Source organism: Micromonospora sp. WMMD754, from assembly GCF_049315235.1.
In the GTDB taxonomy this organism is placed as follows: Bacteria; Actinomycetota; Actinomycetes; order Mycobacteriales; family Micromonosporaceae; genus Micromonospora; species Micromonospora sediminicola.
The window spans coordinates 5,497,566-5,520,072 of record NZ_CP186058.1 but is presented as its reverse complement, the minus strand read 5'-3'; the positions used below and the strand labels follow the sequence as shown (position 1 = coordinate 5,520,072).

Here is a 22,507-nt window from a genome sequence, read left to right as displayed (position 1 = left end):
GCGGTGCGGCCGGTCTCAGAGCCGGTGCCGCACCCACACGTTGGCCTCCACGTACGCCGCGTGGTCGTGCGCGACGTCCACCAGCACCGGCGCCAGCGCGCCGGGCACGTGCACCGGGCCGCTGGTGTCGAACGGCAGGCCGGTCCAGCGCCGCCAGTCGGCCAGCGTGCCGGTGACCGCCATCGACCTCGGCGCGACCCGCTCGACGACGCCGCCGGCCCGCACGTGCACCCGCAGCCACGGGTCCTCCGGCAGCCCGTCCGGGCGCCGGCGCGCCGCGTACTCGGCCATCGGCACGTCCGGGACGGCTGCCTTGCCGCTGGGTCGCACCGGCGCCACCAGCGTGTCGAAGCCGTGCCGCGCGACGGCGGCCCGCATCGCGGCGAGCATCAGCGCGGACACGCCTTCGCCACGTCGGTCCGGGCGGACGCAGATCTCCAACGCCGAGACCAGGTTGGGGGTGGACCCGGTGAGCCGGCCGAGCGTGGCCCGCTGGATCATCCGGTCCCAGCCGCCGTCGGGCAGCTCGTCCTCGGTCCAGCGCAGCGGCACCGCGTACGCCCGGGCGACGACGCGGTCCGGCTCGGCCGGGTCCACGGCGGCGAAGACGAACTCGGGATAGAGCTCGTCGGCGACGGCGTAGTAGACCGAGCCCATCGGGTCCCAGAGCATGAACGGCGGCCAGGCGCCGTCGAAGCCGTCGTCGAGCAGCGGCGCGAGGTCGGGACGCTCGGCCAGGGTCATGATCGTCAGAGTCACGGCGGGCACGGTAGGCGGTCGCGGCGGAACTCGCACGCCGGTTTCCCGCTGGTGGGCTATGGTGGTCGGGTCCCGTCGAGGAGTGGAGTGATCATGGCAGGTGACGACGACATCTCCGGGTGAGAGCCCCGGAGGGCCGCCGACGCGCAACCCGCGCCGTCGCCGCGGCCCCCTTCGTCGTCCCCCTGTCTCCCGCCGAGCGCCGTGTCGCGCTCCGGCGTTCCTTCCCTCCGAGGTCGATCATGTCCGACGCCTACGTCGTCAGCTCCGCGCTCTCCTTCTCCTGGCCGGACCAGACTCCGGTCTTCACCGACCTGTCCTTCTCCGTGCCCGCCGGCCGCACCGGCCTGGTGGCGCCCAACGGCACCGGCAAGACCACGCTGCTGCGGCTGATCGCCGGCGAGCTGCGCCCGAGCGCCGGCACGGTCACCGTGCGGGGCGTGCTCGGCTACCTGCCCCAGCACCTGCCCTTCGCCGTCGAACAGACCGTCGCCCAGGTCCTCGGCGTCGACCGGGCCATCGCCGCGCTGCACGCCATCGAGGGCGGCGACGCCCGGGAGGAGCACTTCACCGCCGTCGGCGACGACTGGGACGTGGAGGAACGCACCCACGCCGAGCTGGACCGGCTGGGCCTGGGCGAGATCGCGCTGGACCGCCGCCTGGGCACGCTCAGCGGCGGTCAGGTCATCTCGCTCGGCCTGGCCGCGCAGCTGCTGCGCCGCCCGGACGTGCTGCTGCTCGACGAACCGACGAACAACCTCGACGAGGACGCCCGGGACCGGCTGACCTCGGTGCTGCGCGGCTGGTCCGGTTGCCTGCTGGTGGTCAGCCACGACCGGGCGCTGCTCGACGAGATGGACCGGATCGCCGCGCTCGAACCCGACGAGATCCGCTGGTACGGCGGCAACTACACCGCCTACGAGCAGGCCGTACGCGCCGAGCGGGAGGTCGCCGAGCGGCAGGTCCGCAGCGCCGAGCAGGACCTGAGGCGGCAGAAGCGGGAGCTGCAACAGGCCCGGGAACGGGCCGCCCGCCGCGCCTCCACCGCCGCGCGGAACCTGCCCGACGCCGGGCTGGCCCGGATCGTCGCCGGCGGCCTGAAGCGGGACGCCCAGGTGTCGGCCGGCCGCGCCGCCGAGACGCACGCGGCGCGCGTCGGTGACGCCCAGAGCCGGCTGGACCAGGCCAGCCGGGCCGCCCGCCAGGACGACCGGATCGTCATCGACCTGCCTGACACCACCGTCCCCGCCGGCCGGACCGTCTTCCACGGCGAGCGGCTGCGCGCCGGATACGACGGACGTCAGGTGTTCGGCGGCGACGGGATCGACCTGAGCATCCGGGGGCCGGAGCGGATCGCGCTCACCGGACCCAACGGCGCCGGCAAGTCCACCCTGCTGCGCCTGGTCCACGGCGACCAGCCGCCGGTCTCCGGCACCGCGACCCGGGTCGAGGGCCGGGTGGCCTACCTGTCGCAGCGGCTGGACCTGCTCGACCCGGAGCGGACGGTCGCCGAGAACCTGGCCGTGTTCGCGCCCGGGCTCGCCGACGCCGAGCGGATGAACCTGTTGGCCCGGTTCCTGTTCCGCGGTGACCGGGCGCACCTGCCGGTGCGGGTGCTCTCCGGCGGGGAGCTGCTGCGGGCCACGCTGGCCTGCGTGCTGAACGCCTCGCCCGCGCCCCAACTGCTGCTGCTCGACGAGCCCACCAACAACCTCGACCTGGACAGCGTCGCGCAACTGGAGAGCGCGCTCGGCGCGTACCGGGGGGCCCTGCTCGTGGTCAGCCACGACCCCCGCTTCCTCGCCGCCATCGGCGTGGACCGCTGGCTGCGGCTGGCCGACGGCACGCTGGTCGAGACCGCCGCGCCGGAGGTCGCTGACTAGGCTGCCGACCATGGCAGATCCGTTCCGGGTCCGCGTCACCGTGCGCGGCTACGAGCTGGACACCCAGGGGCACCTCAACCAGGCCGTCTACCTGCAGTACGCCGAGCACGCCCGGTGGGAGTGCCTGCGCGCCGCCGGCGTCGCCCAGGACCGGCTGATCGCCGGCGGCGTCGGGCCGGTCGCCCTGGAGGTGACCGTGCGCTACCTGCGGGAGCTGCGCGGCGGCGACGAGGTCGACGTGACCTGCGAGTTCCGCTGGGGCGAGGGCAAGACGTTCCAGATCGTGCAGGACTTCACCCGCCCCGACGGGACCCCGGTCGCCTCGGTGACCGGGGTCGGCGGGCTGCTCGACCTGACCGCCCGGCGGCTGGTGCCCGACCCGCGCGAGCGGTTCCGGGCGCTGGCCACCGACCCGACCCCGATGGGCCTGTGAGCCGCTCAGCTCCCGGCGCGCAGGTAGGCGAGCACGGCCAGCACCCGGCGGTTGGTGTCCTCGTCCGGCGGCAGGTCGAGCTTGGCCAGGATGTTGCCGACGTGCTTGCCGACCGCCGCCTCGGTGACGTGCAGGCGGGCCGCGATCGCCGCGTTGGAGTGGCCCTCCGCGACCAGCCCCAGCACCTCGCGCTCCCGCCGGGACAGCGCGTCCAGCGGGTCGCGCGGGCGGCGCAGCAGGTGCCGCACCACGTCCGGGTCGACGGCGGTGCCGCCGGCCACCACCCGGCGCAGCGTGTCGGCGAACTCGGCGACGTCGGCGACCCGGTCCTTGAGCAGGTAGCCGACGCGCCGGCCGTCGCCGCTGTCCAGCAGCGCGGCCGCGTACCCGCTCTGCACGTGCTGGCTGAGCACCACGACGGCGAGGTCGGGGCGTTCGGCGCGGAGCGTGACGGCCGCGCGCAGGCCGTCGTCGCGGCGCTCCGGCGGCATCCGGATGTCGGTCACCAGCAGGTCCGGGCGGTGGGTGCGGGCCGCGTCGAGCAGTGCCGGGGCCGAACCGACGGCCGCCACCACCGCGAAGTCGAACCGGGTCAGCAGCCCGACCAGCCCCTCGCGGAGCAGGACCTCGTCCTCGGCCAGGACGACCCGGGTCACGGACGGCACGGCAGCTCCACCCGCACGAGGGTAGGTCCGCCGGTCGGGCTGGCCAGCAGCAGCCTGCCGTCCGCGGCGGCCACCCGGTCCGCCAGCCCGGTCAACCCGGTGCCGCGGTCCGGGTCGGCGCCGCCGCGCCCGTCGTCCTCGACCTCCACCACCAGCCCCCGGTCGCCGCGGGTCAGCCGCACCTCGGCGCGCGTCGCCCCGGCGTGCCGTGCCACGTTGCCCAGCGCCTCGGAGACCACGTACCAGGCGGTGGTCTCGACCGGCTCCGGCACCGGGCGGGCCAGGTCCGCCCGGACGGCGACCGGCACGACCGACCGGGCCGCCAGCTCGCCCACCGCGCCGGCCAGACCGAGTTCGGTGAGCTGCGGCGGCCGGATGCCCTGCACGATCCCGCGTAGCGTCACCATCAGCTCCTTGGCCTGCTCGTGCGCCACGGCGAGCGGTCCGGCGGCGGGGGAGTCCTCCGGCACGTCGAGACGGGCCAGCCCGAGTTGCAGGGTGAGGGCGGTCAGCCGCGGCTGCGCCCCGTCGTGCACGTCCCGCCCGATCCGCCGGCGCTCGGCCTCGTAGGCGCCCACCAGGCGCGCCCGCGACCGGGTCACCTCGCGCAGCGCCGCCCCGTCGGGCGCGGCGTCCAGCAACCACCGGGCCACCGCCGCCTGGCCCGCGACCAGCAGGCCGGCCAGGTAGAGCAACGCCGGGGCCGCGAGCACACCGGCGACCGCCCACGGGACGGCCTCGGTCGGCGAGTCGATGGTCACCCGGACCAGCACGATCCGCTCCTGGTCGCCGGCCAGCCAGGGTCCGGCGACCAGCGCGAGGTCGAGCAGCACGAGCAGCGCGTACGTCCCGTACGCCAGCGGCACGACGGTGCCCAGCCAGGCGACGTACGCGACCTCCCGCCACCCGGCGCCGCCGGTGAAGCGGGCGGCCGGGCCACGCCACCGCGGCCCGACCACCGGCCGGTCGTCGACCAGGCCGAGCCGCCACCGCTCGAACGCCGCCACCGGCGCGCTGACCAGCGGGGCCACGCCCAGGCCGGCCACCGTCACGGCGGCGAGCACGGTCAGCGCCGCGACGTCGACCGGCCGGTCCCGTCGCAGCGCGCCGACCACCAGGAGCAGCGGTCCGGCGAGCACGCCGGCCGCCACCGCCAGGACACCGGCGACCGGCACGGTCGTCAGGGCGTACGACAGGGCACGCCACGGCCAGGCGGAGAGCGGGTAACGCCGGCGGCGCAGGGCCCCGGCCAGGTGCGACGGTCGGTCCACGGTCATGCCGTGACGCTAGCCAGGCGGCGTCGCCCCGGCCCAGCCGTCCAGGCCCCCGGTCCGGGGTATGCCCAGACCCACCCCGGACCGGCCCGGCACACCCCGTGCGCGGGCACCGGCGCCGGCGCTGGACTCGACGGATGACCGGAACGGTCGGGGTCGGCCCCTATCCTGACCGGATGGAGCTGGCGTTCAGCGGAGAGGTCTGGTTCTGGCGCGGCCCGGCGCCGTACCACTTCGTCACCGTGCCCGACGAGCAGAGCGCGGCCATCGAGGCCGCCTCGGCGTCGGTCACCTACGGCTGGGGGATGATCCCGGTGGCCGTCCGGATCGGGGACACCGACTGGCGGACCTCGCTGTGGCCGAAGGACGGGCGGTACGTGGTGCCGCTGCGGGTCGCGGCGCGCCGGGCCGAGGGCATCGAGGTGGGCGACCGGGTGGACGTGCGGTTGACGGTGGACGTGTGACCGGCCCGGAGCTGGCGGAGGCGGGCCGGCTGCTCGCCGCCGCGACCCGTCCGGTGGTCTTCACCGGTGCCGGCATGTCCGCGGAGAGCGGCGTCCCGACGTTCCGCGACGCCCAGACCGGCCTCTGGCAGCGGTACGACCCGGCGGAGCTGGCCACACCCGCCGCGTTCCGCGCCGACCCGGCCCTGGTCTGGGGCTGGTACGAGGGCCGCCGGCACGGCGTGCGCCGGGCCGAGCCGAACGCCGGCCACCGGGCGGTGGCCGCGATCCAGGCGCGGCTGCCGGAGACCGTGGTGATCACGCAGAACGTCGACGACCTGCACGAGCGCGGTGGCGCCGCCGCCCCGGTCCGCCTGCACGGCAGCCTGTTCGCGCCCCGCTGCGCGGCCTGCGACCACCCCGCGCCGCTGCCCGACGACGCCCCGGAGCCGCCGGCCGGGCGGCTGGACCCGCCCGCCTGTGCCCGCTGCGCCGCCCCGGTCCGTCCGGGGGTGGTGTGGTTCGGCGAGGCGTTGCCCGAGGCGGCGCTGGCCGCGGCGGTCGAGGCGGCCGCCCGGTGCGACCTGCTGCTCACCGTGGGCACCTCCGCGCTGGTGCACCCCGCCGCCGAGGTCCCGCTGGTGGCGGCCCGCCTCGGCGCCCCGGTGGTGCAGGTGAACCCGGTCGAGACGCCACTGGACGCGGTCTGCGCGGTCAACCTGCGCGGCCCGGCCGGCGAGGTGCTGCCGGCGCTGGTGCGCGCCGCCTGGCCGGGGGACGTCGGGCGCTGAACGGTCCGCCGGTCCCGGGTCGACCGGATCGGTCCCGCCCGGGCCCGGCGGCCCGGTGCCGTTGCGGGTCGGGGCTCGGTGCGATCGGCGGAATCCCGTCGTCGCCCGCGCCGGGCCGCCTACCGTCGGCGGGGACGGCGCGGCGGCGAGGGGGGCGGACGGTGGGACCGGACGGGACGCGACGGCGCCCCGGCCGACCGCGTCCGCCCCGGCCGGCGGCGAGCGACCGGCGGGTCACCCCGTTCGAGATCTTCTTCGACCTGGTCTTCGTCTTCGCGCTCACCCGGATCATGGCGCTGGTCGGGCCGCACCCGGAACCGGCCGGCATGGCGCAGGGGCTGCTCCTGCTCGTGCTGCTCTGGTTGGCCTGGTCGTCGTACACCTGGTTGGGCAACCACACCCGGGCCGACGTCGGGGTGGTGCGCGGCGGCTTCCTGGTCGCGATGGCCGCGCTGTTCCTGGCCGCGCTGGTCATGCCGCAGGCGTGGACGTCCGGCCCGGGTCTGGACGGGCCGCTGCTCGTCGCGCTCGCCTACGTGCTGCTGCGGGCGGTGCACCTGGCGCTGTTCCACTGGGCGGCGGCCGACGACCCGGCGCTGCGGGCGCGGATCCGGTTCTTCGCCCTGGCCAGCGTCGCCGGGTGGGTGCCGCTGCTGCTCGGCGCCCTGCTGGAGGGCGCCGCGCACGCGGCCCTGTGGGTGCTGGGGTTCGTCGTCGAGGTGGCCGGGCAGCGCCTGTCCTACGCCCGCCGGGGCAGTTGGCCGCTGCGCAGCCCGACACACTTCGCCGAGCGGCACAGCCTCGTGCTGATCATCGCGCTGGGGGAGTCGGTGGTCGCCGCCGGCATGGGGGCCGGCGCCACGGCGACCGAACTGCCGGTGCTGGGCGTGGCACTGGTCGGCTTCGTGGTCACCGTGACCCTGTGGTGGCTCTACTTCCACCGGACCGCCCCGGCGGCGACCCGCGTGCTCGCCGAGGCGCCGGCGCAGCGCCGGGACCGGATCGCCGCCGACGCCTACAGCCAGACCCACCTGCTGCTGGTGGCCGGCGTCATCTACCTGGCGCTCGGCGTCGAACAGGTCCTGGCGCACGTCGCCGAGGCCGAGCCCGGGTCGCGGCTGAACCGGTCCGCGGCCGTGGCCCTGTACGGCGGCGCGGCGCTCTACCTGGCCGGGCGGCTGCTCTTCCGCCGCCTCACCGGGCAGGCCGTCGGGCCGGCGCGCGTCGCCGTCACCGTGGCGACCGCGCTCCTGTCACCGCTCGGGGTGGTGCTGCCGCCGGCCGCGGCGCTGCTGGTGCTGGCCGCGCTGCTGGTGACCGCCGTCGGCCTGGACCGGCTCGACGGCGCGCCCGCCGGCCGCGCGGGGTGAGGCTCAGGCGCCGCGCGGCGCCCGCTTGGGGAACACCGTGTACGCCACCGGCCAGAACACCAGCCAGGCGGCCATGGCCAGGGTGAGCCGCCCGGCCCAGGCCCACAGCTCCTCGGTCCGCTCGGCGTCGCCGACCAGCGCGATGCCGCCCAGCAGCACGGCGCAGGCGACCGCCCAGCCGAGCATGCCCTTGCCCCACTCCCGCCACTCGTGCCGGGCCCGGGCCATCCCGTAGCGCGGGGCCCGGCGCGGTGGCGGGCCGCCGGCGAACCGGTGGGCGAAGCGCTCGTCGGCCCAGCGCACCATGCTGTGCCCGAACGCGACCGAGAAGCCGAGGTACGCGGCGGCGAGGCCGTGCGCGAAGGTGGCGGTGCCCCCGCGGCGCAGGTCGATCATCGTGGCGGCGAGCAGCACGAGGTCGACCGCGGGCACCGCGAGGAGCAGGGCGGCGCCCAGGCGGGGCCGGCGCAGCGGGTAACGGGCGACCAGCCCGGCGGCCAGGACCACCCAGAACGCCACCTCGCAGGCGACGATCACTCCGACCAGCATGGGCCCTCCCTGTTTTAGTACGCTGTGCGACAACCGTAGCAACCGCCGTCCACCGATTCGCCGGAGGGGCCCGTGCCCAAGATCGTCGACCACCACGCCCGCCGGGCCGAACTGGCCGCGGCGATGTGGCGGGTCGTCTACCGCGACGGCGTCGGCGCGGCCACCGTCCGCAGCATCGCCGCCGAGGCCGGCTGGTCACCCAGCGCCCTGCGGCACTACTTCGCCACCCAGACCGAGCTGCTGGTCTTCGCCATGGAACACGTGATGGCCGAGGCGGCCGGACGGTTCACCGCCGAGGCCCGCACCGGCCCGCCCCGGGAGGTCGCCCAGCGGATGCTGGAGGAGTTGCTGCCGCTGGACCGGCAGCGGGTGCGGGAGGCCGAGGTGTGGCTCCTGCTCGCCGCGCGGGCCCAGGTCGACCCCGCCGCCCGGGAGCGGATGACCGAGGCCGACGAGGGCGTACGACGCGCCGCCGAACTGGCCGTCACGCTGCTCGGCGGCGGGCAGCCGGCCGACGACGCGGCGACCGCCCGGCTGCACGCCCTGCTCGACGGCCTGACGCTGCACGCGCTGCTGCACCCCGACCGGATGCCGCCGCACCGGATCCGCGACCTGCTCGCCGCGCACCTCGACCAGCTCGCCGCCGCGGGCGCACCGTCCTGAGTCGCCGATCCGTGTCGGGCCCGGCGCCGGTCACCGGCACCGAGGGCCGGATAGGGTCGCAACCGTGCGGACCAAGCAGGAGCTGTCCACGGCGATCCGGGAACGACGGCGGGCGGCGCTGGTCGTCAACGCCCACTCCCGCCGGGGTCGCCGGCTCTACGACGGCGTCCACGCGCGGCTGCGCGCGGCCGGTTTCGAGTTGCTCGGCGCGTACCCCGTGGACCGGCCGGGTGACCTGGACCGGGTGCTCGCCGAGGCGGCCGACCTCGGCCCGGACCTGCTCGTCACCGGCGGCGGCGACGGCACGGTCGGTGCGGCGGCCCGGCTGCTCGCCCACCGCGACATCGCGCTGGGCCTGCTGCCACTGGGCACCACCAACAACTTCGCCCGCACCGTCGGCGTCCCACTCGACCTGGACGCGGCGATCGGCGTGCTCACCGGCGGCAAGGTGATCGACGTCGACCTGGGCCTGATCGGCGACACCCGGTTCACCAACCATGTCGGGATCGGACTGTCGGCCGACATCATGCTGACCGCGCCGCCCCGGCTCAAGCGCGCCGTGGGCCGGCTCGCCTACCCGCTGACCGCGCTCGGGCTGCTGGCCCGGCACCGGCCGCTGCGCGTGACCGTCCGCGCCGAGGGGCGCGACCACACGTTCCGCACCCACCAGGTGTACGTGGCCAACGGCGGGTTCCACGCCGGCCGGCCGATCACCGCCGACGCCACCGCCGACGACCGGCTCCTGGTCGCGTACCCGGTCGGTGGGCCGAGCCGGCGCGGGCTGCTGCGCGAGACGGCGCGCAACGCGGCCGCCGGCCACCGCCGCACGCTCGGCGACGAGCCGTTCCTGGCCGTCCGCCAGCTCTGGCTGGAGACCGACCGGCCGGCCCGGATCGAGGTGGACGGCGAGCCGTACGGGCAGACGCCGGTCCGCATCGGGCTGGACCCGAACGCGCTGCGGCTGATGGCCGCGGCGGACAGCCCGGACCACTGACCGGTCAGGCCCAGCGCTCCTCGTCGGGCAGCGGGATCTCCTGGTTCTGCTCCACGGCGTCGGCCGCGGTGAGGTCGTCGCGCACCGACTCGCCCAGGCCGGCGCGGTCGCTCGGCGGGCGCAGGACGCCCTGCTCGGCCAGGTCCGCCTCGGTCGCCTCGGGCACCGCGTCCCCGACCCGGTCGGGCGGGCCGACCAGCGTCTCGTCCTGCCGCTGTTCCTGCGCGTCGGCCTCGGGCGGGCGACGCAGCGCGTCCTCGCTCATCGCGCCCCCGTCACGCCGTGCGCCGCACGTACGGGGCGCTCTGGTCGGCCACCTCGCCGTACTCGGCGGGGAGCTGGGCCACGGCCTGGGCGTAGGCGGCCGGGTCGACGGCGTCGCGCAGGACGTCGAAGACGGCGGTCACGCCGTCGCGGGCCGCGTCCACGTCGACGTCCGCGCGTTCGCTCACCCGCTCCACGAACACGTCCAGCCCGAACGGCTCCGCCGCCTCGGCCGGTCCGAACGCGTACGCCCGCAGCGCCTCCGGGAGCCGGTCGGCCAGGTCGCGGGCCTCCCCGCCGTCGATCCGCTCGGCCAGCGTGGTCAACGTGGCCCGGGTGACCGCGGTGGCCTGCTCCGCGGACGTCCCGCAACGCTCCGCCACCGCGCCGATGAACTGGTCCTGGTCCATCTCGCCGCCTCCCTCTGCCGGGACAGCGGGATTCCCGCGCTCGGGCGCCGCAAACGGCGGGCGCGCTCAGGCGACCCGGGGCACGGGCAGGGTCGGCAGGGCCTCCCGCCGGACGGTGCCGGTGATCTCACCGGTGCGCGCCACGGCCGGGTCGGTGGGCGCGTCCACCGCCGGCGCGGTGCCGCCGGGACGCCCGTCGGCGTCGTCCCGCATCGCGGTGAGCAGCGCGAGGAACCGCTCCACGTCGGCCTCGGCCAGCCGGAACGAGCCGCGGCACCGCGGACCGCTCCACAGCGACAGCACCACCGCCCCGCGGTCGGGGTGGTAGCTGACCCGCAGCGTCCGGTCCTCGCCGCGCAGATCGGTGAACAGGTCACCGAAGCCGGGCATCGGTCGCACCTCTCCCATCGATCCAGCATGCCCGAGCGCCGCCGCGACCGGAAGGCCCGAGGTGCCGCGCTCCCCGGCCGGGAGTAGCGTGCGTCGCGGAACCCGCAGCGAGGAGGTCCGGCCCGTGCAGCCGACGAACGTGGACGTGCCCACCGCCGACGGGACGGCGGACGCCTACCTGGCCCGACCGGACTCCGGCGGCCCCTTCCCGGGCGTCCTGCTCTTCATGGACGCGTTCGGGTTGCGGCCCCGGCTGGCCGAGATGGCCGCCACGATCGCCGCCCGCGGCTACGTGGTGCTGGCGCCCAACCTGTTCCACCGCTCCGGCCGATCCCCGCTGGTCGACCTCTCCGCCCTCGCCGACGACAGCCGCCGCGGCGAGCTGTTCGAGCGGCTCGGCCCGATGATGGCCGCGCTGACGCCGGACGCCGTGGCCCGGGACACCGCCGCCTACCTCGACTTCCTCGCCGCGCAGCCGGACGTCGCGCCCGGCCCGGCGGCGATCACCGGTTACTGCATGGGCGGCACGAACGCGCTGCGCGCGATCGAGGCCCACCCGGACCGGATCGCCGCGGTGGCCGCCTTCCACGCCGGCCGGGTGGTCACCGACGCCCCGGACAGTCCGCACCTGGGCGTCGGCGCGGTGACCGGCGAGCTGTACTTCGGCCACGCCGACCAGGACGCCTCGATGACCGCCGAGCAGATCGAGACGCTGGAGAAGGCCCTGGACGCGGCCGGTGTCACCTACCGTTCCGAGGTCTACCCGGGCGCCCGGCACGGCTACACCCAGGCGGACACCCCGATGTACGACGCGCGGGCCACCGACCGGCACTGGGCCGCGCTGTTCGACCTGCTCGACCGCACGTTCCGCGGCTGACCGCGGTGACCGGCCACGGTGGTGCCGACCCGCGCCTGCTGCCGATGATCGCCGCCGAGCGACGCCGCACGGCCGATCTGGTCGACGCGCTCACCCCGGCCCAGCTGGACACGCCCAGTCTCTGCGGCGCGTGGACCGTACGCGAGGTCGTCGGGCACCTGGTGTCGCCGCTGGTCGAGAAGCCGTGGCGGCTGGTGCCGGTGCTGGTCGGGGCCGGCTTCCGGCCGCACGTGGCCAACGCCCGACTGGCCCGGCGGGTGGCGCGTCGGCCGCCCGCCGAACTGGCCGCCGCGTTGCGCGAACACGCCGGGCACCGGTTCCGTCCGCCCGTGGTCGGCTGGCTCGGCCAGCTCACCGACCTCCAGGTGCACGGGCAGGACATCCGCCACCCGCTCGGCCTCCCCGCCGACCTGGACCCGGACCGCCTGCGGGTCTCGCTGGACTTCCTCACCGGCGGCCGGGCGGTCGGTTTCGTCGACCGTCGCCGGGTCGCCGGGCTGCGCTTCGAGGCGACCGACCTCGGCTGGTCGGCGGGGCAGGGACCGGTGGTCCGCGGCACCGGCGCGGCGCTCCTGCTGGCGCTGACCGGCCGCCGGGCGGCGCTGGCCGACCTCACCGGCGACGGGGCGGCCACGCTCGGCGCCCGCTGATCCACGCCGGCCCACCCGCGCGACGATTCGCAGGGCCGGCGGCGGGTAACCGCCGCCATGACCGACCGCCGTGCGGACACCGTGCGCTCGCCCCTGGACCGGGCCGTCGAGCGGAGCGCTCACGCCCTGGCCCGGGCCCGCGCCGAGGGCGGCAGCGCCGGCCGGGTCCGGCTGCGCCAGCTGGAGGTCACCGCGGTGATCGCCGTGCAGGCCGGGCTGGCCGCCGCGCTCGCCGCGCTGCTCGCCCAGTGGCTGCTCGGTCCCGGCGCGCACGTCTTCGCGCCCGCCGCCGCGGTCGGCACCATCGCCACCGCCATCGGCCAGCGCGCCCGCCGCACCTTCGAGCTGCTGGTCGGCGTCGGCCTCGGCATCGTGGTCGGCGACCTGCTGCGCTACCTGCTCGGTTCCGGTTCCTGGCAGACCGGCCTGGTCGTCGCCCTGGCCATCGCGACGGCGTTGCTGGTGGCCGGGCGCGGTGGCGCGTTGGTCGGCCAGGCCGGCGGTACGGCGGTGTTGATCGCCACGCTCGCCCCGGTCCAGCCCGGTCTGGAACTACCCCGGATCTTCGACGCCCTGGTCGGCGGTCTGGTCGGCCTGTTCGTGGTGGCGCTGCTGCTGCCGGTCAACCCGATCCGGGTGCTGGACCGGGCCACCGAACCGGTGATCGCCCGGCTGACCGCCCAGCTCGACGCCGTGGCCCGGGCCCTGACCCGGCGGGACGCCGACGCCGCGCAGCGCGCCCTGGAGGACCTGCGCGGGTTGGAACCCGACGTCGGGCGGCTCAACGAGGCGCTCAGCGGGGCCGAGGAGGTGGTCACCATCGCGCCGGTCCGGTGGCACCGCCGGGCCCAGTACCACCGCTATGCCGACGCCGTCGCGCATCTCGAACGGCTGATCCTGTACGCGCGGTCGGTGGCCCGCCGCTCGGCCACCGCCCTGCAGTACGACGAGCCGGTTCCGCCGGCGCTGCCGGACGCCGTGGGGCGTCTCGGCGACGCGGTCCGCGAGCTGCACCGGGCGTGCCGGGTCGGCGCCGACTTCACCCGCACCCGGCAGCTGGTGGAGGAGGGCGCCGCGCTGGCCGGGCGCGCGTGGGGGCAGGGCGTACGCACGTTCGGCGAGGCGATGATCAGCGACCTGCGTACGGCCGACAGCGAGCTGTTGCGCGCCACCGGTTGCGGCGCGGAGGAGGCGAACCGGGCCGTGCGCCGGGCGGCCGGCGCCGGAGAGGCCGAGGTGCGCCCACCGGCGCGGGCCCGGATGCGCCGGCGAGTGCGGGCCGACGGGCGGGGCGTCCCCGGCCGCGCCGGCGTGCCCCGCCGTCCGCCGAGCCGGGCCTCGGGCGCCGCCTGACGCTCCCGGCCCGTCGGTCGGGCAGGCCACCGGACGGGAACTGGCGCCTGCCCGCGCCGGTCCGGCTGGCTAGCGTCGGGCCATGGACACCGATCACCGCCCCCCGGTCGACCGTCTCACCGGGTTGACCACCGCCCACGTCGCCGACGCGTGCCTGCGGGCCGGGGTGGCCGTCCGCTGCGCCCCGGCCGCGCTCCGGCCGGCGCTGCCCGGGCGGCGGCTGGCCGGCCCGGTACGCCCGGCCCGGCACTCCGGCAGCGTCGACGTGTTCCTGGAGGCGATCGACCGGGCGTCGCCGGGGGAGGTGCTGGTGGTGGACGACGGCGGGCGCACCGACCGGGCCTGCGTCGGGGACCTGGTGGTGCGGGAGGCACACGCCGCCGGCCTCGCCGGCCTGGTGGTGTGGGGGCTGCACCGGGACGCCGGCGACCTGGCGGCCGTCGGGCTGCCCGTGTTCAGCCTGGGCGCCGTCCCGACCGGGCCGCTGGAGCTGGACCCGCGACCGACCGGGGCGCTGGACGCGGCCCAGGTCGGTCCGTGGACGGTGGATCCGGGCGACCTGGTGCTGGCCGACGACGACGGGGTGCTCTTCGTGCCCGCCGACCGCGCCGACGAGCTGGCCGACCTGGCCCGGTCCATCCGGGACACCGAGCGGCGGCAGGCCGACCGGATCCGGGCCGGCGAGACACTGCGCACGCAGCTCGGGTTCGACGACTACCTGACCGCCCGGGCGGCCGACCCGACGCTGACGTTCCGGGCCCACCTGCGAACGGTGGGCGGCGCGATCGAGGAGTGACCCGGCTCAGCCGCCGCGCGCCCACAGCGCGAGGCGTACCCGGTTGGGACTGCCGGTCTTCGTCATCAGGCTGGTGATGTGGGTCTTCACCGTGGTCACGCCGATGTGCAGCCGGTCGGCGATCTCGGTGTTGGACAGCCCCTCGGCGACCAGGTCCAGCACGTCCCGCTCCCGGCCGGTCAGGTCGGCCGCGTGCCGGGGCGCGCCGGCCCGGGCGTGCACCGCCCGCCGGACCAGCCGCCGCAGCACCTCGGGGCTGAACGGGCTGTCCCCGGCGGCGGCGCGGCGGACCCCGTCGAGCAGGTCGGCCGGGGGCGCGTCCTTGAGCAGGAAGCCGCAGGCGCCGGCGGTCAACGCCGGATAGAGGTGGTCGTCGTCGCCGAACGTGGTGAGCACCATGATCCGGGTGGCCGGCCGGTCGGCCAGGATCCGGCTGGTCGCGGTGATCCCGTCGACCCCGGGCATCCGCAGGTCCATCACCACCACGTCCGGTCGCAGCCGGGCGGCGAGGGCGACCGCCTCCCGGCCGTTGTCGGCCTCGCCGACCACCTCGAGGTCGGGCTGGGCGTCGCAGAGCATCCGCAGCCCGGCCCGGATGAGGTGCTGGTCGTCGACCAGCAGCACCCGGATCACGCCGGCTCCGGCGTGACCGGACGCGGCCGGGGCGCCGCGCCGGGCGTCCGGTCCGGCGCGGCCGGCGGCAGAACCGTGCGGACCCGCCAGCCCTCGCCGGTCGGACCGGCCTCCAGCCGCCCGCCCAGCACCTCGACCCGCTCCCGCATGCCGACGATGCCGTGACCGCCGCCGGCCGGCACCACGGCCGACGCCGCGCCCCGCCCGTCGTCGGAGACCGCCCAGTGCACCGCCCCGTCGACCACGGTGACGGTGAACCGCGCCCGGGCCGCCGCGCCCGCGTGTTTGGCCACGTTGGTCAACGCCTCCTGGGTCAGTCGCAGCACCGCCTGGCTCCGGACCGCGTCCAGCGTGCCGACGGCCGGGTCCACGTCGGCCTCCACGGTGACCCCGGCCTGACGGGCCCGGTCCACCGCCGCGCCGAGCGCGGCCGGCAGCGCGGCCGGCTCGATCGCGGTCAGCGCCGCGTCGCCGCGGACGCCGTCGGGGTCTCGCAGCACCGCCACCAGCCGCCGCAGGTCGGTCAGGGCCGCCGTGCCGGTGCGGTGCACGTCGTCGAAGACCTCACCGACCCGCGGGTCGAGGTCGGTCAGCACGTGCCGGGCCACCCCGACCCGCAGCACCATCGACGCGACGTGGTGGGCGAGCACGTCGTGCAGCTCCCGGGCGATGGCGGCGCGTTCGTCGGCGCGCGCGGCGCGGCTCTCCGACTCGTGCCGGCGCTGCTCCGCCGCCGCCCGCTCCTCGGCCTGCCGGGCCAGCTCCCGGGTGGTCCGCACGACCAGGCCGAGCAGCAGCGGCAGGCCGACGGTGACGGCCAGCCCGAACACCCCGGTGAGGGCCTGCCGGATCGGGTCGCCGATCACGTGGCTCAGGTCGATCGCGGCCACCAGGCCGGCCGCGAGCCAGAACGTCCGGGGTCGGGCGGCCCGCATGGTCAGCTCCAGCAGCGCCCAGCTCGCGCCGACCTGGTTGATCGTCACGTCGTCGACCAACGGCAGCGCCGCGACCAGCAGCGCGGACTGGAGCAGCAGGTTCAGCAGCGGCCGGCGGTGGCACAGCAGCGCCACCGTGAACGCCGCGAGCGCGAGCAGCCACTGCGTCGCCGTCGGGGCGGGCCGGCCGTGCGCGCCGACGACCAGGTAGCCGACGCCGCTGAGATCCAGCAGCAGCATCCGCGCGAGCGTGTCGCGCGCGTCGAACAACCGACCGACCCAGCCCACGACGTCAGCCTAGGCAACCGGCGCGGCCGGGGCCACCACGCCCACCGACGCCCGCCACCGGGCGCGCAGTCCGAGGTGGACGGCCAGGCCGAGCGGGCCCAGCAGGACCGTCAGCACCAGCACCGGCGCGAGCACCGCCGCCGGTACGCCACGGTCCCGGGCGTCCTGCCAGATCCACCGTCCCACGAACAGGTCGAAGCCGATCATGTGGGCCCAGGCGGCCGCCGCTCCGTCGGCGGTGCCGAGCAGCTCCCGCAGGCCGTCCAGCGTGGGCGCGGTGACCACCGGCAGCACCGCGCCGAGCGCCGGCAGCACCAGGACCGCGTAGACCAGCAGGACCGGCGCCACGATCAGCGGCGAGCCGACGATCCGCGCGGTCCACGACCAGCGGGGCGCCAGGATCATCAGCGCCCAGAACGGTGCGGCGAGGGCGAAGGTCAGGCCGAACAGCGTGGCGCTCATCCGACCAGCACCACCCCGGCGCGGCGGGACCGGCGGCCCAGGACCAGGCCGACCGCCGTCGCGGTGGCGAGCGCCAGCACCGCCGCCACGGTCAGGGTCAGCGCGTCCGGGCGCAGCAGCGGCTGCCCGCGCAACGCCTGCCCGGTGAGCAGCAGCGTGACCCCGGCGTACGCGACGCCGCCGACGAGCACCAGCCGGGCCCGGGTCAGCTCGTCCAGCCGCGCGCCGAGGAACCGGTCCAGCAGGATCGCCAGCAGGGGCAGCGCCTGCAACGCGTGCAGCCCGACGAAGTGGCCGACGCGCAGGTCGCCGCCGGTGGTGCTCCAGCCGACCAGAGGCAGCCCGGGGCCACCGTCGGGCACGCCGACGCTGTGCGCGCCGGTGATCCCGGCCGGCGCCCCGGCCGGGCGCTGCGCCACCATCGGGAACGCCACGAGCATGCCGAGCAGGGACACACCGAGGCCGAGGCGGACGGCGTACCCGCCGGCCCGGTCCGGCGTGGCGCGGCGCAGCAGCACCACCGCGAGCACCGCCTGAGCGAGGAACAGCACCATGATGGCCGCGCCCATGACGTCGAACAGCGCCTCGTTCAGCGGCGTCGTGCCGTTGAAGTGGCTGGTCGTGCCGCGCAGCACCTGGCCGACGATGACGACCATCTCCACCACCGACATGGCCACGATCACCGTGGCCGCCCGCTCGGCCAGGCGGCTGCGTCGCGGCAGCAGCGAGAGCATCCAGGCGAGGGTGACGCCGTAGAGCACGAACGAGATCGCGAACTTCAGCGGCTTGAGCCAGGCGGGCGCGCCGGTGAGCACCCGGGGGTCGGCCACCAGACCGATCGCGGCGACGACGGTGAGCACCGCCATCGCGGACACGAGGAGCATCAGGGGGCGGTGCCAGCGGACCGCCCGGTTCACCACGGTAGTCATGCCTGTAGATGCTGGTGGCCGGCGACGCCCGTCGCGCCCGACCGGCGGCCGAGGTCGCGGCCGCGGGTCCGACCCGCGCCTCCTACCGGGGTAGGAGACGCTCAGTCGGGCAACCGGGGCATCTCGACGCCGGGGTCGCGGCCGAGCAGCACCCCGCGGGTCAGCGCCCGGGAGCCGAAGCGGTCCCGGACGGCGTCGACCGCGGCGTCCAGGGCGGGCCCCGGTTCGGCGGTGAACGGCAGCGTGAGCTGCGTGTGCCCGCCGTCCAGGTTGCCCACCGAGACGCCGAGCAGGGTGATGCCGCGCAGCGCGATCTGCGGCAGCGCGGCGCGCAGCAGCGTGCGGGCGGCGGCCCGCAGCGGCGCGGTCTGCGCGGTCGGCTCGTCCAGGGTGTGCGACCGGGTGGCCCGGGTGTAGTCGCCGAAGCGCAGCCGCAGCGTCACCGTGCGGCCGGTGCGTCGGGCGGCGCGCATCCGCCCGGTAACCCGGTCGACCAGCCCGGCCAGCACGGCGTCGAGCTCGGCGGGGGAGTGCGGCTCCCGGCCCAGTGCGTGCTGCGCGCCCATCGAGGAGCGGCGGCGCCCCACCTGCACGGCACGCGGGTCGCGGTTGTGCGCGAGAGCGTGCAGGTGCCGCCCGGCGCCGCCGCCGAGCAGCGACACCAGCGCCGGTTCGTCGAGGCGGGCCACCTGGCCCACGGTGCGCAGGCCGCGCTCGCGCAGCCGGGCGGCGGTGACCGGGCCGACGCCCCACAGCCGCTCGACCGGCAGCGGGTGCAGGAAGGCCAGCTCCCGCCCCGGCTCGACGACCAGCAGACCGTCGGGCTTGGCCACGCCGCTGGCCACCTTGGCCAGGAACTTCGTGCGGGCCACCCCGACCGTGATCGGCAGGCCGACCTCCCGGCGGACCCGGCGGCGCAGCGCGGCGGCGATGTCGGCCGGCGGGCCGACCAGACGCCGCAGGCCGCCCACGTCGAGGAACGCCTCGTCGATGCTGAGGCCCTCGACCAGGGGGGTGGTGTCGCGGAAGATCTCGAACACCGCCCGGCTGGCCGTCGTGTACGCGGCCATCCGGGGCGGAACCACGACCGCATCCGGGCAGAGCCGCCGCGCCTGCCGGCCACCCATCGCGCTGCGCACGCCCCGGGCCTTCGCCTCGTAGCTGCAGGCGAGCACCACCCCGCCGCCGACGATCACCGGACGGCCGCGCAGCGCGGGGTCGTCGCGCTGCTCGACCGAGGCGTAGAACGCGTCCAGGTCGGCGTGCAGGATGGTGGCCTCGCTCGACACCGGCCCATCTTCGCACACCTGTTCGACTCGTGGCGGCTGACCTGCCCGGACAGCGGCCGGCCGGCGGAGGAAACCCCGCCGGCCGGCCGTCGGCGTCACCGCCCGTAGACCTCGAACTCGTAGAGCGAGAAGCCGTACGAGGTGGCCCGCTTGACCCCGTACACCCGCACGTAGCGGGCGCTGACCGGGGCGAAGGTGGCGTTGTCGACGCCGCCGTTGCCGGTGGTGGTGGCGAACACCGGCGTCCAGGAGCTGCCGTCGCCGGAGACCTCGATCCGGTACGAGGTGGCGTAGGCGGACTCCCAGCGCAGCACCGCCCGGCTGACGGTGCGGGCCGACCCGAGGTCCACCCGCAGCCACTGGTTGTCGTTGTAGCTGCTGGCCCACCGGCTGCTCAGGCTGCCGTCGACCGCCTTGGCCGGGGTGTAGCTGGTCAGGAACTGGGTGCTCGACGCGCTGGCCGGGCGGCCCTGGGCCAGGTTGGCGACGTCGTCGCCCCGGCGCGCCGGGAACGAGACGACCTGCTGGTAGGTGGGACGGTTCTGCCAGGCGATCAGCGGATGGGTGATGCCGCCGAGGCCGGACTGGGCGATCGAGTCGGCGCACCACTGGTCGCCGGCGCCGCAGGACTTGTCGCCGGGGTAGACCGTGGTGGCCGGCACCGAGGCGGCCTGGCCCAGCGTGTCGAGCAGGGCCTGCCGGCACGCGCCGAGGTTGCCGTTGCCGCAGTACGCGCGGCCCGGCCCGCCGGCCACCGGGTCGCCGAGCACGGTGCGGACGTCCTTGTCGACGTAGCCCCACCAGCCGTACTGGAACGACGAGCCCTTGTGTGCCTGACCCTGCAGGGCCCAGCTCGCCGCGCCGTCGCGCCCGCCGTTCTGGCCGCCCGACGGCGCCTCGTTCACCTCGATGGCGTCGACCAGCGCCGCGTACAGGTCGGGCCCGAGGCCGGGACGGAACTCGGCCGAGGCGAGCAGCGGCCACCAGGCGTCGAAGATCCGGATCGCCTCGGCGTGCTGGTAGACCTTCGAGCCGGGGGAGGTCTCCACCCGGCGGGCGCCGGCCTGCTGCCAGGCCCGCAGCTTGCCCACCGCGTCGGCCAGCGCCGGGTCGGTGACCGGCGTGCTGTCGAGCACCCGCAGCAGGTCGCCGAGGACCTGCTGGCCGCGCAGGTCGGTCACCGCCGCGTCCGCCATGATCTTGACGACGTCGGCGCGGCCGACCTTGCGCTGGGCGATCGCGGCGCGCACCGGGCCGTCGAGCAGCTGACCCCGGTGCACCGAGCCGAAGCTGAAGTTGCCGTCGGCCGCGCCGAAGTCCCGCGCCTGCTTGTTGTTCCAGCTGACGTAGTAGTCCTGGTTGACCGACCGGGGGTGGGCCGACGCCGGGGTGTAGGTGGCGTCGTTGGTGTCCGGGTTCCAGCCGACCCACTCGTACGCCGGCTCGGCCTTCGCCGGCAGGTTCGGGTCGGTGACCGACGACCGGACCGGGTTCGCGCCGGAGTTGTAGTACGCCGCCTCGGTGGAGTTGACGTAGAACCAGTTGAACGCGTAGCCGACGCTTGCCGCGGACGCCTGGAACGCCGCCGCGCTGCCCATCGCCGCCGGGTCGTTGAACGCCTGGAAACCGATCGCCGAGTCGGCCTCGTGCCGGTAGGTCGAGCGCAGCTTGGTGAACGCGGTCGGCTGCCCGTTCACCAGCCCCCGGTACGCGACCAGTCCGTACTTCGTACGCAGCGCGCGCAGCGTGTACGAACCGGCCGGGGTGGAGTCGGCCAACGTGGGCGACCAGGAGTTGCGCTGCTCCAGCGCCTCCATGGCGAGGCACTGCCCGTGGTAGAGGTAGCGGTTGGACCGCAGCGTCGGGGCCGTGCCGTCGGTGGTGCACAGCGGCACCGCGTACGTGTCGGTGAGGTCCTGGGAGGCGGAGGTGGCGCTCCACGCGTAGTCCTGGCCGCGGCCGAGCAGCACGTAGAGGTTCAGCCCGGCGAACGCGGCGCCGCGCGCGCTGATGCCCGGGCCCTGCAACTCCTGGAGCATGAGCAGCTGCGGCGCGAAGTAGCCGGTCTGCGGGCCGAACACGGCGACCGGGTTGCCGGTGGTGGTGTGCCGACCGGAGACCACCACCGCGTTGGACATGCCGTGCGCGCGCAGGTTGGCCAGGCCGCCGAGCAGGTCCTTGGTGGCGGTGCTGGCGCCGGTGCGCGCGGCGGCCCCGCCGGTGGCGTCGTAGGCGAGCGGCTCGGCGACCACCGTGCCGGCGTCGGGGAGCACCGCGCTGGTCGCGCCCGGCGGCGTCGCCCCGTACGGGAAGCTCTGCCCGTCGTGCAGGGTGAGCACGGTCTCCGGGTCGTTCTGCGACCGGAACGCCGCCCACACCTTGTCGCCCTCGGTGGCGCCGTACTTGGCCCGGGCGGCCACCCGGACCAGCGCGGACTGGATCTCGCTGCCACCGCCGCCGCCGAACAGCCCGCCGATCACGCCGGCGGTGGCGATCAGGTCGGTCATGGTGAAGTGCTTCGGCTTGCCGGCGCCGGCGAGCACGTACTCACCCGGGTAGTTGTCGTCGGCGATCGACTTGTCGATGTAGGCGTTGATGCCGGCGATGTAGTCGACCACGTCGGTGTAGAGCTGCTGGCCCCGGGTGCCCCTGGTGCGCAGCGCGTCCACCTGGGCCTGCAGGTCCGCCTCGGTGTAGGGCGAGTTGGCCCAGACGCTCTGCTCCAGCTCCCGGTTGCCGGGGGCGCCGCCGGCGAACGAGGTGACGTTGCCGCGGCCGACGTGCCGCAGCAGGTCCATCACCCACAGCCGGTCCTGGGCTCCGGCGTAGCCGGCGCCGAACATGGTGCCGGCGCGGGTGGTGCCGGTGATGTGCGGGACGCCGGTGGCCCTGTCCCGCACGATGGTGACGTCCGCGCGCGGTGAGACGGTGCTCTCGACCTGCGCGGCCGGTACGCCGAACGAGGCGTCGTTGTAGAAATGGGCGATCTGCTCGTCGGTCAGCCCGGCGTAGTTGTAGACCAGGTTCGCGTACTCGTCGAGCTGGTCGCTGGAGTGCGCCGGGCGGGTGCCGAGCGCCTGGTGCGCCAGGATGGCGACCAGTGTGGCGTTGCCGTTCTGCCCGGGGGGCAGGATGTCGGCGCACTGGCCGAGGCAGTAGTCGTTGGGGGCGAACGTGCTGGCGGCCAGCGCCGGTGACGGCGGGGTGACGGTCAGGACGCTCGCGGTCAGGGCGGCGGCGGTGAACGCCGCGAGGCGGGCACGGAGAGCGGGACGGGGCATGGCGATCCTCCGGGGACGCGGAGTCGGGCCGAACGGTACGCCCGGCTTCTTCCGGTGCCGACGTCTCGCCCTCCGCGCCCGGGCGTTCCACCCGGAGGTGAGAATGACTCATATCTATCTCCGGGC

At 76.2% G+C, this 22,507-nt stretch carries 24 protein-coding genes; 11 read left to right on the top strand and 13 right to left on the bottom strand.

What is annotated here, in order from left to right; genetic code table 11:
• Nucleotides 1–15 precede the first annotated feature (15 nt).
• Nucleotides 16–759 (bottom strand): N-acetyltransferase, encoded by a 744-nt coding sequence (locus ACN27B_RS25950; RefSeq protein ID WP_422741758.1) that lies wholly within the window; start codon nt 757–759, stop codon nt 16–18.
• Between the two features lie 242 nt (nt 760–1,001).
• Between ACN27B_RS25950 and ACN27B_RS25945 the strand changes: the two genes are divergently transcribed.
• Entirely contained in the window at nt 1,002–2,642 is a 1,641-nt protein-coding gene (locus ACN27B_RS25945) for an ABC-F family ATP-binding cassette domain-containing protein (protein ID WP_099160842.1), read from the top strand.
• A gap of 10 nt (nt 2,643–2,652) precedes the next feature.
• The gene (locus tag ACN27B_RS25940) at nt 2,653–3,075 is read left to right on the top strand and encodes an acyl-CoA thioesterase (protein WP_422741757.1); all 423 of its coding nucleotides are present in this window, start codon (nt 2,653–2,655) and stop codon (nt 3,073–3,075) included.
• A 5-nt stretch (nt 3,076–3,080) separates the two neighbouring features.
• Here the strand turns inward: ACN27B_RS25940 and ACN27B_RS25935 are convergent, their stop codons facing one another.
• Together ACN27B_RS25935 and ACN27B_RS25930 are read right to left on the bottom strand one after the other, a co-directional pair.
• Nucleotides 3,081–3,740 carry a response regulator transcription factor gene (locus tag ACN27B_RS25935; RefSeq protein ID WP_422741756.1) on the bottom strand — a complete coding sequence of 220 codons (660 nt, stop codon included), beginning with the start codon at nt 3,738–3,740 and terminating at the stop codon, nt 3,081–3,083.
• Nucleotides 3,728–5,017 (bottom strand): histidine kinase, encoded by a 1,290-nt coding sequence (locus ACN27B_RS25930; RefSeq protein ID WP_422741755.1) that lies wholly within the window; start codon nt 5,015–5,017, stop codon nt 3,728–3,730. The genes ACN27B_RS25935 and ACN27B_RS25930 overlap by 13 nt, the downstream gene beginning before the upstream one ends.
• Nucleotides 5,018–5,190: 173 nt before the next feature.
• Between ACN27B_RS25930 and ACN27B_RS25925 the strand changes: the two genes are divergently transcribed.
• The 3 genes from ACN27B_RS25925 to ACN27B_RS25915 all read left to right on the top strand — a co-directional run bounded on the left by ACN27B_RS25925 (nt 5,191) and on the right by ACN27B_RS25915 (nt 7,618).
• A complete protein-coding gene (locus ACN27B_RS25925; protein ID WP_099160846.1) occupies nt 5,191–5,478 on the top strand; it encodes a DUF1905 domain-containing protein in 288 nt (95 codons plus the stop codon).
• Nucleotides 5,475–6,248, top strand: a complete 774-nt coding sequence (locus ACN27B_RS25920; protein WP_099160847.1) for an SIR2 family NAD-dependent protein deacylase — start codon at nt 5,475–5,477, stop codon at nt 6,246–6,248. The genes ACN27B_RS25925 and ACN27B_RS25920 overlap by 4 nt, the downstream gene beginning before the upstream one ends.
• A 161-nt stretch (nt 6,249–6,409) precedes the next feature.
• Entirely contained in the window at nt 6,410–7,618 is a 1,209-nt protein-coding gene (locus ACN27B_RS25915) for a low temperature requirement protein A (protein ID WP_099160848.1), read from the top strand.
• Between the two features lie 3 nt (nt 7,619–7,621).
• On the opposite strand, the gene ACN27B_RS25910 is transcribed toward ACN27B_RS25915, so the two are convergent.
• Nucleotides 7,622–8,167: a hypothetical protein gene (locus tag ACN27B_RS25910; protein WP_091574291.1), complete on the bottom strand. Its 546-nt coding sequence runs from the start codon at nt 8,165–8,167 to the stop codon at nt 7,622–7,624.
• Nucleotides 8,168–8,239: 72 nt separating this feature from the next.
• On the opposite strand from ACN27B_RS25910, the gene ACN27B_RS25905 reads away from it, so the two are divergent.
• Entirely contained in the window at nt 8,240–8,830 is a 591-nt protein-coding gene (locus ACN27B_RS25905; RefSeq protein WP_099160849.1) for a TetR/AcrR family transcriptional regulator, read from the top strand.
• 64 nt (nt 8,831–8,894) lie between these two features.
• Nucleotides 8,895–9,824 (top strand): diacylglycerol/lipid kinase family protein, encoded by a 930-nt coding sequence (locus ACN27B_RS25900; protein WP_099160850.1) that lies wholly within the window; start codon nt 8,895–8,897, stop codon nt 9,822–9,824.
• Nucleotides 9,825–9,828: 4 nt separating this feature from the next.
• Here ACN27B_RS25900 and ACN27B_RS25895 read toward each other — a convergent pair whose 3' ends face one another.
• The 3 genes from ACN27B_RS25895 to ACN27B_RS25885 all read right to left on the bottom strand — a co-directional run bounded on the left by ACN27B_RS25895 (nt 9,829) and on the right by ACN27B_RS25885 (nt 10,906).
• Nucleotides 9,829–10,089: a hypothetical protein gene (locus ACN27B_RS25895; RefSeq protein WP_091574294.1), complete on the bottom strand. Its 261-nt coding sequence runs from the start codon at nt 10,087–10,089 to the stop codon at nt 9,829–9,831.
• Nucleotides 10,090–10,099: 10 nt separating this feature from the next.
• A complete protein-coding gene (locus ACN27B_RS25890) occupies nt 10,100–10,498 on the bottom strand; it encodes a DUF2267 domain-containing protein (protein ID WP_099160851.1) in 399 nt (132 codons plus the stop codon).
• A gap of 66 nt (nt 10,499–10,564) precedes the next feature.
• Nucleotides 10,565–10,906, bottom strand: a complete 342-nt coding sequence (locus ACN27B_RS25885; RefSeq protein ID WP_422741754.1) for a hypothetical protein — start codon at nt 10,904–10,906, stop codon at nt 10,565–10,567.
• A 106-nt stretch (nt 10,907–11,012) separates the two neighbouring features.
• Between ACN27B_RS25885 and ACN27B_RS25880 the strand changes: the two genes are divergently transcribed.
• The 4 genes from ACN27B_RS25880 (at nt 11,013) to ACN27B_RS25865 (ending at nt 14,564) form a co-directional block, all read left to right on the top strand.
• Entirely contained in the window at nt 11,013–11,765 is a 753-nt protein-coding gene (locus tag ACN27B_RS25880; protein ID WP_098744723.1) for a dienelactone hydrolase family protein, read from the top strand.
• 5 nt (nt 11,766–11,770) lie between these two features.
• Nucleotides 11,771–12,415 carry a maleylpyruvate isomerase family mycothiol-dependent enzyme gene (locus tag ACN27B_RS25875; protein WP_281592443.1) on the top strand — a complete coding sequence of 215 codons (645 nt, stop codon included), beginning with the start codon at nt 11,771–11,773 and terminating at the stop codon, nt 12,413–12,415.
• Nucleotides 12,416–12,472: 57 nt separating this feature from the next.
• Nucleotides 12,473–13,768: an FUSC family protein gene (locus ACN27B_RS25870; protein ID WP_253866412.1), complete on the top strand. Its 1,296-nt coding sequence runs from the start codon at nt 12,473–12,475 to the stop codon at nt 13,766–13,768.
• Nucleotides 13,769–13,850: 82 nt separating this feature from the next.
• On the top strand, nt 13,851–14,564 hold the full coding sequence (locus ACN27B_RS25865) for an RraA family protein (protein WP_422741753.1): 714 nt from the start codon (nt 13,851–13,853) through the stop codon (nt 14,562–14,564).
• A gap of 6 nt (nt 14,565–14,570) precedes the next feature.
• Here ACN27B_RS25865 and ACN27B_RS25860 read toward each other — a convergent pair whose 3' ends face one another.
• From ACN27B_RS25860 to ACN27B_RS25835, 6 genes are all read right to left on the bottom strand, one after another.
• Nucleotides 14,571–15,197, bottom strand: coding sequence for a response regulator (locus tag ACN27B_RS25860; RefSeq protein ID WP_091574299.1), 627 nt, complete (start codon nt 15,195–15,197; stop codon nt 14,571–14,573).
• Nucleotides 15,194–16,420: a sensor histidine kinase gene (locus tag ACN27B_RS25855; protein WP_099160854.1), complete on the bottom strand. Its 1,227-nt coding sequence runs from the start codon at nt 16,418–16,420 to the stop codon at nt 15,194–15,196. The genes ACN27B_RS25860 and ACN27B_RS25855 overlap by 4 nt, the downstream gene beginning before the upstream one ends.
• A gap of 9 nt (nt 16,421–16,429) precedes the next feature.
• Entirely contained in the window at nt 16,430–16,882 is a 453-nt protein-coding gene (locus ACN27B_RS25850; RefSeq protein ID WP_091574301.1) for an ABA4-like family protein, read from the bottom strand.
• A complete protein-coding gene (locus ACN27B_RS25845; protein ID WP_422741752.1) occupies nt 16,879–17,811 on the bottom strand; it encodes a hypothetical protein in 933 nt (310 codons plus the stop codon). Before ACN27B_RS25845 ends, ACN27B_RS25850 begins: the two co-directional genes overlap by 4 nt.
• Before the next feature lie 101 nt (nt 17,812–17,912).
• The gene (dinB, locus tag ACN27B_RS25840; RefSeq protein WP_422741751.1) at nt 17,913–19,100 is read right to left on the bottom strand and encodes a DNA polymerase IV; all 1,188 of its coding nucleotides are present in this window, start codon (nt 19,098–19,100) and stop codon (nt 17,913–17,915) included.
• 95 nt (nt 19,101–19,195) lie between these two features.
• Complete coding sequence (locus ACN27B_RS25835) at nt 19,196–22,381, bottom strand: penicillin acylase family protein (protein ID WP_422741750.1); 3,186 nt, start codon at nt 22,379–22,381, stop codon at nt 19,196–19,198.
• Between the last annotated feature and the right edge of the window lie 126 nt (nt 22,382–22,507).

Excerpts from the sequence above, each read along its gene's own strand:
- ACN27B_RS25945 (WP_099160842.1), top strand. The coding sequence starts at position 1,002 with ATGTCCGACGCCTACGTCGTCAGCTCCGCGCTCTCCTTCTCCTGGCCG.
- ACN27B_RS25940 (WP_422741757.1), top strand. The coding sequence starts at position 2,653 with ATGGCAGATCCGTTCCGGGTCCGCGTCACCGTGCGCGGCTACGAGCTG.
- ACN27B_RS25930 (WP_422741755.1), bottom strand. The coding sequence starts at position 5,017 with ATGACCGTGGACCGACCGTCGCACCTGGCCGGGGCCCTGCGCCGCCGG.
- ACN27B_RS25925 (WP_099160846.1), top strand. The coding sequence starts at position 5,191 with ATGGAGCTGGCGTTCAGCGGAGAGGTCTGGTTCTGGCGCGGCCCGGCG.
- ACN27B_RS25910 (WP_091574291.1), bottom strand. The coding sequence starts at position 8,167 with ATGCTGGTCGGAGTGATCGTCGCCTGCGAGGTGGCGTTCTGGGTGGTC.
- ACN27B_RS25895 (WP_091574294.1), bottom strand. The coding sequence starts at position 10,089 with ATGAGCGAGGACGCGCTGCGTCGCCCGCCCGAGGCCGACGCGCAGGAA.
- ACN27B_RS25890 (WP_099160851.1), bottom strand. The coding sequence starts at position 10,498 with ATGGACCAGGACCAGTTCATCGGCGCGGTGGCGGAGCGTTGCGGGACG.
- ACN27B_RS25885 (WP_422741754.1), bottom strand. The coding sequence starts at position 10,906 with ATGGGAGAGGTGCGACCGATGCCCGGCTTCGGTGACCTGTTCACCGAT.
- ACN27B_RS25870 (WP_253866412.1), top strand. The coding sequence starts at position 12,473 with ATGACCGACCGCCGTGCGGACACCGTGCGCTCGCCCCTGGACCGGGCC.
- ACN27B_RS25865 (WP_422741753.1), top strand. The coding sequence starts at position 13,851 with ATGGACACCGATCACCGCCCCCCGGTCGACCGTCTCACCGGGTTGACC.
- ACN27B_RS25850 (WP_091574301.1), bottom strand. The coding sequence starts at position 16,882 with ATGAGCGCCACGCTGTTCGGCCTGACCTTCGCCCTCGCCGCACCGTTC.
- ACN27B_RS25845 (WP_422741752.1), bottom strand. The coding sequence starts at position 17,811 with ATGACTACCGTGGTGAACCGGGCGGTCCGCTGGCACCGCCCCCTGATG.
- ACN27B_RS25835 (WP_422741750.1), bottom strand. The coding sequence starts at position 22,381 with ATGCCCCGTCCCGCTCTCCGTGCCCGCCTCGCGGCGTTCACCGCCGCC.